The sequence below is a fragment of the Burkholderia sp. Bp9015 genome, assembly GCF_003853505.1.
Lineage (GTDB): Bacteria > Pseudomonadota > Gammaproteobacteria > Burkholderiales > Burkholderiaceae > Burkholderia.
This window is the reverse complement of the sequence record NZ_QTPZ01000072.1, coordinates 1-9,879: the sequence shown is the minus strand read 5'-3', so window position 1 is coordinate 9,879 and position 9,879 is coordinate 1. Positions and strand designations below refer to the sequence as shown.

Here is a 9,879-nt window from a genome sequence, read left to right as displayed (position 1 = left end):
AGCAGACGGCCGAATCGCTGCGCCAGTCGTCGCAGGCGATCGACGATCTGACGCTCGTCGCGAACCAATTGCGCACCGGTGTGTCGCGCTTCAAGATCGACGGCTGACGCACGCGGCCTTCGTGCGGACGACACGATGCTCTTCCTACTTTTTGAACTCGACGGCGAACGCTATGCGCTCGATGCGACGCGGATCGTCGAGGTGCTGGCGCTCGCGCCCGTGAAGTCGATGCTGGGTACGCCGCCATGGCTCACCGGCGTGATCGATCACCGGGGCAAGCTGGTGCCGGTGATTGACGTGCCGCGGCTCGCGCTCGGGCGCGCGGCGCACGCGCTGCGATCGACGCGGCTCGTCGTCGTGCGCTATGCGCAGCAACACGAGGCGGACGGCGCCGATCGATGGCTCGGGCTGATCGTCGAGCACGCGACGCAGGTGCGCGAGTTCGCGCCCGCGCAATTCGCCGACAGCGGGATCGCGACGCCGCACGCGCGTTGGCTCGGGCCGGTCGCCGCCGACGCGACGGGATTCGTGCAGCGGATCGACGTAGAGCAGATGCTCGATGACGACGCGCGCGCATTGCTGTTTCCGCCCGCGCAGGCGCTTGCCGGATGATGGCCATGATGAACGCCAACGACCCTCGATTCGAAGCGTGGCTCGCGCGTGAAACCGGGATGGATGCGGCGACGCTCGGCAATCGTGCGCTCCCGCGCGCGGTTGCCGAACGCGCACGCGTCACGCAGGCCGATGCACCGGACGCGCCCGACACACCGCGGCCCGCCGGCGGCATGCCGGACGACGTCGCCGAGGCCGCCGGTGGCGCCGCGATCGATGCGTACTGGCAGCGGCTGAATGCGTCCGCGGACGAACGGCAGGCACTGATCGAAACGCTGGTCGTGCCGGAAACGTGGTTCTTCCGCGACCGCGAGGCATTCGTCGCGCTTGCGCGGATCGCCGACGTGCGGCTCGTGCGCGAGCCGGCGCGCACGCTGCGCGTGCTGAGCGTGCCGTGCTCGACCGGCGAGGAGCCGTATTCAATCTCGATGGCACTGCTCGACGCCGGCATCGGCCCGTCACGCTTCGCGATCGACGCGATCGACATCAGCGCACGCGCGATCGAGCGGGCGCGGGCCGGCGTCTACGGACGCAACGCATTTCGTGGCCACCCGCTCGAATTCCGCGACCGCCATTTCCGCGAAACGGTCGGCGGCTGGCAGCTCGACCCGCGGGTGCGCGAACCGGTACGCTTCGTTCAGGCGAACCTGTTCGACCTGCCGCTCGACGCGGACACGCGCTACGACTTCATCTTCTGCCGCAACGTGCTGATCTATTTCGACCGACACGCTCAGGACCAGTCGATCCGGCTGCTCGAGCGGCAACTCGCGGACGGCGGCACGATCTTCGTCGGCCCGGCCGAGACGGGGCTGATGATGCGGCATGCGCTGGCGCCCGCGCGCATTCCGCTTGCGTTCGCGTTCCATCGCGCGGCGCAGGCTGATGCTCCGGCCACGGGCGCGAACGATGGCGAGCGGCCGCCCACTGTGTCTGTGGCATCTGCGAAGCCGGTGGCGCCGCAGACGTTGCCGCCCCGGCACCCGGTGGCGGCACTCTCCATGGCAAACCATTTCGCAACGGCAACCCTGCACCGCCCGCCGGCCGTGCCACAGCGGCCGCCGGCGACACGCATCGCGCAGGCGGCGCCCGATGCCGCGGATGCCGCGCCGAGCGCACCCGCCGCCCCGGCGCCCATGCTCGCCGACGCCCGCCGGCTCGCCGACACGGGCCGCCTCGACGACGCCGAGCGTGCCGCGCACGCATTCACGCTCGCGCACGGCCCCGACGCGGACGCGTTCTACCTGCTTGGCCTGATCGCCGATGCGCGCGGCCTCGATGCGGACGCGCAGGATTTTTATCGCAAGACGCTGTATCTCGACCCGGCTCACTATGAGGCCCTGACCCATCTCGCCGCGCTGCGCGACGCGGCAGGTGACGCGGCAGGTGCCCGGCAACTGATGCTGCGTGCGCAGCGGGCAAGCGCGCGGCACGTCAGCCGTGCCGACGGCGGACCGGACCAGCGAACCGGGCGGAACCCATGACCCACGCCGCTCGTGACGATCGCGCTCCGGCCAGGGCCGTCGACGATTGCTGGAATCTCATCGGCACGCGAGGTGACGGCTCGTGTCCGCGGCTTGCCGTGCACACCCGCTGCCTGAACTGCCCGGTGTTCGAACACGCGGCCGGGAAGCTGCTCGACCGGCCGCTCACCGACGCGGACCTCGCCGAAACGGCGCGCGCCGCACGCAGCACCTCGCAGCCAGCCCCTGCAGACGCACGACTCACTGCATCCGCCGCATCTGCCGACGATGCGCAAGCGCAGCAGTCCGCGCTCGCGTTCCGCGTCGGCGACGAATGGCTCGGCCTGCCCGCCGCCGCGCTGCGGCAGGTCGACGGGCCGCGCCCGATCCATTCGCTGCCGCACCGGCGCGACGGCGCCGTGCTCGGGCTCGTCAACGTGCGCGGCACGCTGACGATCGCAGCATCCCTCGGTGTACTGCTGAATCTCGAACGCAACGCAACCGGACCGCACGAGTCGCGCAACGCGTATGCGCGGATGCTGGTCGTCGAGCATCGCGGCGACGCGGTTGCGCTGCCCGTCGACGAGGTCGAGGGCGTGCTGCGCTTCGCGGCGCATGCGCTGCTGCCGGTGCCGACGACGCTCACCCACGCGGCCGCGATGCACACGCGCGGCCTGCTCGCGTGGCGCGATACAACGATCGGCGTGCTGGACACCGATCGCGTGTTCGACTCGCTTGCGAGGAGCCTGCGATGAGCACGGACGACGACCTGATGCGCCTGTCGCTGCTCGACCTGTTCCGCGACGAAGCACACACGCAGACGCAGGCGCTCGCGAGTGGCCTGCTAACGCTCGAACATTCGCCCGGCGACGCGCCCGCGCTGGAAGCGTGCATGCGCGCCGCGCATTCGCTGAAGGGCGCCGCGCGCATCGTCGACCTGCAGGACGGCGTCGACGTCGCGCACGCGATGGAGGAATGCTTCGTCGCCGCGCAGCGTGGCGAGCTGACGCTGACGACCGCGCACATCGACGCACTGCTGCATGGCGTGGACCTGCTGCTGCGCGTCGGCAACGCCGATCCGGCGGCGGCGATCTCGCGCGCGGACATCGACGCGCTGGCCGCACTGGGTCCGACCGACGCGTCGGACGAGCGCGCCGACCGCGCGGTGTCGCTCACACCGCTTACACTGCCCGTACCGCCCGCGCCGGAACCAGGCGCCGCAGCGCCGCACATCGGCTCCGCGCCCGACGATGCCGCCCTTGTCTCGATATCGCCGCGCACCGGCGACGGCCCGCCGCGCCACCCGCCGGCCGATCCGTCGCCGGGCTTGCATGCCGTCGCGCCCGACGCCCCGCCTTTGCACACCCAACCGCCCCCCCGGCACGATCCGCAGCGGATGCTGCGCGTACGCGCCGAGCAACTCGATCAGCTGTTGAGCCTGTCCAGCGAATCGCTCGTCGAATCGCACTGGCTGAAGCCGTTCACGGGCTCGATCCTGCGCATCAAGCGGATGCAGCGCGACGTCGCGCGCTCGCTGGACGTGCTCGTCGAAACGCTGGCGGAGCGGCTCGACCCGGCCGCGCTCGCGTCGCTGAACGATGTGCGCCAGGGGCTCGGCAACCTGCAGCTGCAGCTCGGCGCGCGCCTGGACGAGCTCGACCGCTTCGACCGCCGCAGCACGCATCTCGCGCAGCAGCTTTACGACGAAGCGTTGCGCTGCCGGATGCGACCGTTCGGCGACGCAACGCACGCGTATCCGCGCATTGTCCGCGATCTCGCACGTTCGCTCGGCAAGCGCGTGCGATTCGCGATCGTCGGCGAAACGACGCAGGTCGACCGCGACATCCTCGACATGCTCGACGCGCCGCTCGGCCACCTGCTGCGCAACGCGCTCGACCACGGCGTCGAGACGCCCGACGAGCGCATCGCGCGCGGCAAGCCGGCCGAAGCGAGCGTGACGCTCGAAGCGCGCCACAGCGCGGGCCAGTTGCTGATCTCCGTCAGCGACGACGGCGCCGGCATCGATCTCGACGCGCTCCGTGCAGGCGTTGTGCGGCGCCGGCTCGCCGACGCCGACACGGCCGCGCGGTTGTCCGACCTCGAGCTGCTCGACTTCCTGCTGCTCCCCGGCTTCTCGATGCGCGACCGCGTCACCGATGTGTCGGGCCGCGGCGTCGGCCTCGACGCGGTGCACGACATGGTCAAGGCCGTGCGCGGCACCGTGCGGATCTTCACCGAGCCGGGCCGCGGCGCGCGCTTCGTGCTGCAACTGCCGCTCACGCTGTCGATCGTGCGCAGCCTGCTCGTCGAGGTCGGCGGCGAAGCGTACGCGATCCCGCTTGCGCACGTGCGCCGCACGCTCGAACTCGCGCGCGCCGACATCGACACGCTCGAAGGCCAGCAGCATTTCCGCTTCGACGGCCGCCCGGTCGGGCTCGTCACCGCGCACCAGCTGCTCGGCGCACCGCCGCCGGAACAGGCGGGCGACAGCGTCGCGACCGTCGTGATCGGCGACGAATGGGAGTCGTACGGGATCGCCGTCGACCGGTTCCGCGGCGAATGCATGCTGGTGATCCAGCCGCTCGATCGCCGGCTCGGCAAGGTCAAGGACATCGCGGCGGCCGCGCTGATGGAGAATGGCGAACCGGTGCTGATCATCGACGTCGAGGACTTGCTGCGTTCGGTCGACAAGCTCGTGCGCGGCGGCCAGCTCGACAAGGTGCAGCGCGCGCAGCACACGGCCGTCGCACGGCGCCGGCACGTGCTGGTGGTCGACGATTCGCTGACGGTACGCGAACTGGAGCGCAAGTTGCTCGAAAAGCGCGGCTATGCCGTCACCGTCGCGGTCGACGGGATGGACGGCTGGAACGCGCTGCGCGGCGCCGATTTCGATCTCGTCGTGACCGACATCGACATGCCGCGCATGGACGGCATCGAACTCGTCACGCTGATCAAGCGCGATGCCGCGCTGAAATCGCTGCCGGTGATGATCGTGTCGTACAAGGACCGCGAGGAGGACCGCCGCCGCGGACTCGACGCGGGCGCCGACTACTACCTGGCGAAGAGCAGCTTCCACGACGAAACCCTGCTCGACGCCGTACGCGACCTGATAGGAGAAGCCCGTCCGTGAACATCGGCATCGTCAACGACCTTCCGCTCGCCGTCGAGGCGCTGCGCCGCGCGGTCGCGCGGCGGCCCGAGCACCGCGTGCTGTGGGTCGCGACCGACGGCGCGCAGGCCGTCGAGTTCTGCGCCGCGCAACCGCCCGACGTCGTGCTGATGGACCTGATCATGCCGAAGTTCGACGGCGTCGAGGCGACGCGGCGGATCATGTCGTCGGGCAAGCCGTGCGCGATCCTGATCGTGACGAGCAGCATCGGCGCGAATGCGTGGCGCGTGTACGAGGCGATGGGCGCGGGCGCGCTCGACGCAGTCGATACGCCGCGGCTCGGCGCAGGCGCGAACGGCGACACCGCGCAGCTGTTGCTCGCGAAGATCGACCAGATCGGCCGGCTGCTCGACAATCCGGCGGGCGCCGCCCGCCCCGCCGGCACGACGGCGCGCGGCGACGGCGGGCCGCTCGTCGCGATCGGCGCGTCGGCCGGCGGCCCGACCGCGCTTGCGTCGATCCTCGGCGCGCTGCCCACCGATTTCGGCGCGCCGATCGTGATCGTGCAGCATGTCGACCAGGCGTTCGCGGACGGCATGGCGCGATGGCTCGACGGCCAGACGCCGCTCAACGTGCGCATCGCGCGCGAAGGCGACCGGCCGCAGCCGTCGTTCGTGCTGCTCGCCGCGACCAACGACCACCTGCGGATCACGCGCGCCGGCACGCTCGAATACACGCGCGAGCCGGCCGAGACGCCGTACCGGCCGTCGGTCGACGTGTTCTTCAGCAGCGTGACCGAGCACTGGCCCGGCGACGTGATCGGCGTGCTGCTCACCGGGATGGGGCGCGACGGCGCGATCGGGCTGAAGGCGATGCGGATGAAGGGCTACCATACGATCGCGCAGGACCAGGCGACGAGCGCCGTCTACGGAATGCCGAAAGCCGCCGCGACGCTCGGCGCCGCGCGCGCGATCCTGCCGCTCGAGCGCATTGCGGGCGAACTGGCGGCGCTCGTCGGGAACTGAATGAAATGGACTTGCGTGACAGCAATGACAACAACGGGTATCGACATGACTGGTGACTCCACGCGACGCCCGGGCCACGATAACGGCACTTCCGCCGCGGACGGCGCGGACGGCGCGGGCGCGGCGCTCGAAGCCGCGCGCGCGACCCTGCAGGTGCCGCCGGCGACCGACGTGCCGGTGATGGTGCTGCTGGTCGACGACCAGACGATCGTCGCCCAGGCCGTGCGGCGCGCGCTTGCCGACGAGGACCGCATCGACTTCCACTACTGCCCGCGCTCGGACGACGCGCTCGCCGCCGCAGTCGAAACGCGGCCGACCGTGATCCTGCAGGACCTCGTGATGCCCGGCACCGACGGATTGAGCCTCGTGAAGGCGTACCGCACGAATCCGGTGATCCGCGACGTGCCGATCATCGTGCTGTCGACCAAAGAGGAACCGGTAATCAAGAGCGCCGCGTTTGCGGCCGGCGCGAACGACTACCTCGTGAAGCTGCCGGACCGCATCGAGCTCGTCGCACGGATCCGCTACCACTCGCGCTCGTACGTCAACCTGCTGCAGCGCGACGAAGCCTACCGCGCACTGCGGCAATCGCAGCAGCAATTGCTCGAAGCGAACCTCGAACTGCGCCGCCTCACGCATTCCGACGGGCTCACCGGGCTGTCGAACCGGCGCTATCTCGACGAATACCTGAACGCCGAATGGCGGCGTGGCACGCGCGAGCGCAGCGAGCTGTCGCTGCTGATGATCGACGTCGACAACTTCAAGCTTTACAACGACACGTACGGCCACGTGTCGGGCGACGACGTGCTCAAGCGGGTCGCCTCGACCGTCGAAAGCTGCCTCGGCCGCCCGGGCGATCTCGCCGCACGCTTCGGCGGCGAGGAATTCGCGGTGGTGCTGCCGGGCACGTCGCCGGGCGGCGTGCGCCTGCTCGCCGAGAAGATTCGCCTTGCGATCGAAGCGCTGCGGCTCGAGCACGTGCATTCGTCGACCGGCCGCTACGTGACGATCAGCATCGGCGGCGCGAGCGTCGTGCCGGCGGCCGGCACGCCGATGACGTCGCTGATCGAAGCCGCCGACCGCGCGCTGTACCGCGCGAAGCACGACGGCAAGAATCGCGTCGCGATCGATGCGGGGCCGGCAACGCCGAGCGACGGCGGCGGGAAACCGGCCTGATGCGTACGCGGCAGCGTCTTGCTACGGCTATGTCAAGTTGACAAGCGCAGGCTACGTGCCTTCATCAAGAGTAGTTATCCTTATCAGATTACTTCGTTGGCTGCGGAAGAGACAGTCCAACCATGCCATGTGGCGAGGCGTTCTTTGAGTATGGCGCGACGACATACCGCGTTCATCTGATGTCTCGGCAACGCGAAGTGCTGCCGGATCGGACCGACGCAAGAGAGAAATGCCAGAGTGCGTCGCGCATCGCGAAATCCGCACAGCGCGCGCGTCCATCACACGATAGTCGGTCGCGATCTCTTTGCCCACTGATGCTTGAGGCAATGCCGGCCGGACGTCATCGCGCGCGGTGCCGCGCAGCCGATCTCGATTAGGCACGGCAGCCGCGGCGAGCCGAAGTGACCCTGAACCAGCATGAATCCCGGTCGGAAGTGGAAATAGAAAAATCGCAACGACAGTCGCACATGCGCGATATGCGGCATCGCACGCGACGAGCCCGCTGACGCACTTTGCGGCGCTACGGCCGAGGCCCATATGCAGGAATTCGAACAGGCCTAGTCCAAATTCGCATTCTGTTTGTGATGGGAATTACGGCTGAATAAGTTCGCGACATACCGCGCTTTTCGCCAAGATCGGCGAATCGCAATCAGGATGGGTGCGCTTGAATCCGCACCCTGATCCTCCGGTACCGGTGGTCCCGATCGTCTCGCGATCGGGATGAATCCAATTACATCCGTGCACGAGGATACCGTCATGGCATCGATTCCCGAACCGTCGACAACCGGCGAAACCGACAAACGCAGCTGGCTCGAATCGCACGAAGCCGGCTACCACAAGACCCTCGGCAATCGACAGGTGCAGATGATCGCGATCGGCGGGGCGATCGGCACCGGTCTGTTCCTCGGCGCGGGCGGCCGTCTGCAAGCCGCCGGACCGTCGCTCGCGATCGTCTATCTGGTGTGCGGCGCGTTCTCGTTCCTGATCCTGCGCGCGCTCGGCGAACTCGTGATGCATCGCCCCAGCAGCGGCAGCTTCGTGTCGTACGCGCGCGAATTCCTCGGCGAGAAGGCGTCGTTCGTCGCGGGCTGGATGTACTTCCTGAACTGGGCGATGACCGGCATCGTCGACATCACCGCAGTCGCGCTCTACATGCATTACTGGGCGCCGTTCGCGGCCGTGCCGCAGTGGATCTTCGCGCTCGTCGCGCTCTGCATCGTCGCGACGATGAACCTGATCGGCGTGAAGTGGTTCGCCGAGATGGAGTTCTGGTTCGCGCTGATCAAGGTCGCCGCGATCGTGCTGTTTCTCATCATCGGCTCGGTGATCCTCGGCACGGGCGTGCAGGTCGCCGGCCGTGACACCGGCATGCATCTGATCACCGACAACGGCGGCTTCTTTCCGCACGGACTGATGCCGGCGCTGGTGCTGGTGCAGGGCGTGGTGTTCGCGTTCGCGGGCGTCGAACTGGTCGGCACGGCCGCCGGCGAATGCAAGGACGCGCGCAAGGTGCTGCCGCGCGCGATCAACAACGTGATCTGGCGCATCGCGATCTTCTACGTCGCGTCGGTGGTGCTGCTGGTCTGCCTGCTGCCGTGGAGCGCGTACAAGGCGGGCCAGAGCCCGTTCGTCACGTTCTTCGGCGCGCTCGGCGTGCCGGGCATCGGCTCGGTGATGAACCTGGTGGTGCTGACGGCGGCGCTGTCGAGCCTCAACTCGGGCCTGTATTCGACCGGGCGCGTGCTGCGTTCGCTGTCGATGGGCGGCTCGGCCCCGGCGTTCCTCGGCCGAATGAGCGCGCAATCCGTGCCGTACGCGGGCATTCTGGTGACGGTCGCGATCTACGTGGTCGGCGTGCTGCTCAACTATCTCGTGCCGTCGAGCGTGTTCGAGATCGTGCTGAACATCGCGTCGCTCGGCATCATCAGCACGTGGGGCTTCATCGTCGTGTGCCAGATGAAGTTCCGCGCGGCGGTCAGGCGCGGCGAAGTGGAGGACGTGCCGTTCAGGATGCCGGGCGCGCCCGTGACGTCGTGGCTCACGCTGCTGTTCCTGCTCGGCGTGCTGGTGCTGATGGCGTTCGACTACCCGAACGGGACGTGGACGATCGCGTCGATCCCGCTGGTCGCGCTGCTGCTCGTGGCCGGCTGGAAGTGGTTGAGCAGCCGCGCGCGCCGTGGGTTGCTCAAGCCGACGATTCCGTCGGTCACGCTGACACGGCAAGTGCTCGAGAAGGGCGACAACTGAGCCGACGCGCAATCGGGGAACGGCCTGCGGCCCGATGCAGGCCGTCTCGCAGAAAAAGAGAAAATTCAATGGCACCGTTTGACGAAATGCTTGCAGGCGATCAGGTTCGCCCGCCCTACTCGCGAGTCAAGGCATGGCTCGACACGCAGAACCCTGCAAGCCTCGCCCAGAAGGCCCACGACGCGGAAGGCGTGTTCCGCAGGACGGGCATCACGTTCGCCGTGTACGGCGACGCGCAGGCCGCCGAGCG

The 9,879-nt window shown here is 68.8% G+C and carries 7 protein-coding genes and 1 pseudogene; all 8 read left to right on the top strand.

Annotated features, from left to right (window positions below):
• The first annotated feature begins 135 nt into the window (after positions 1-135).
• A complete protein-coding gene (locus tag DIE12_RS37465; RefSeq protein WP_124489841.1) occupies positions 136-612 on the top strand; it encodes a chemotaxis protein CheW in 477 nt (158 codons plus the stop codon).
• Positions 613-620: 8 nt separating this feature from the next.
• On the top strand, positions 621-2,093 hold the full coding sequence (locus DIE12_RS37460; protein ID WP_124489847.1) for a CheR family methyltransferase: 1,473 nt from the start codon (positions 621-623) through the stop codon (positions 2,091-2,093).
• Positions 2,090-2,827 carry a chemotaxis protein CheW gene (locus tag DIE12_RS37455; RefSeq protein ID WP_124489842.1) on the top strand — a complete coding sequence of 246 codons (738 nt, stop codon included), beginning with the start codon at positions 2,090-2,092 and terminating at the stop codon, positions 2,825-2,827. The genes DIE12_RS37460 and DIE12_RS37455 overlap by 4 nt, the downstream gene beginning before the upstream one ends.
• Entirely contained in the window at positions 2,824-5,202 is a 2,379-nt protein-coding gene (locus DIE12_RS37450; RefSeq protein ID WP_124489843.1) for a hybrid sensor histidine kinase/response regulator, read from the top strand. Before DIE12_RS37455 ends, DIE12_RS37450 begins: the two co-directional genes overlap by 4 nt.
• Complete coding sequence (locus tag DIE12_RS37445; protein ID WP_124489844.1) at positions 5,199-6,206, top strand: chemotaxis response regulator protein-glutamate methylesterase; 1,008 nt, start codon at positions 5,199-5,201, stop codon at positions 6,204-6,206. Before DIE12_RS37450 ends, DIE12_RS37445 begins: the two co-directional genes overlap by 4 nt.
• A gap of 45 nt (positions 6,207-6,251) precedes the next feature.
• Positions 6,252-7,382 (top strand): diguanylate cyclase, encoded by a 1,131-nt coding sequence (locus DIE12_RS37440; protein ID WP_124489845.1) that lies wholly within the window; start codon positions 6,252-6,254, stop codon positions 7,380-7,382.
• 756 nt (positions 7,383-8,138) lie between these two features.
• Positions 8,139-9,629 (top strand): L-asparagine permease, encoded by a 1,491-nt coding sequence (gene ansP, locus DIE12_RS37430; RefSeq protein WP_124530291.1) that lies wholly within the window; start codon positions 8,139-8,141, stop codon positions 9,627-9,629.
• 68 nt (positions 9,630-9,697) lie between these two features.
• Positions 9,698-9,879: pseudogene (locus tag DIE12_RS37425) on the top strand (circularly permuted type 2 ATP-grasp protein); the annotation flags it as partial.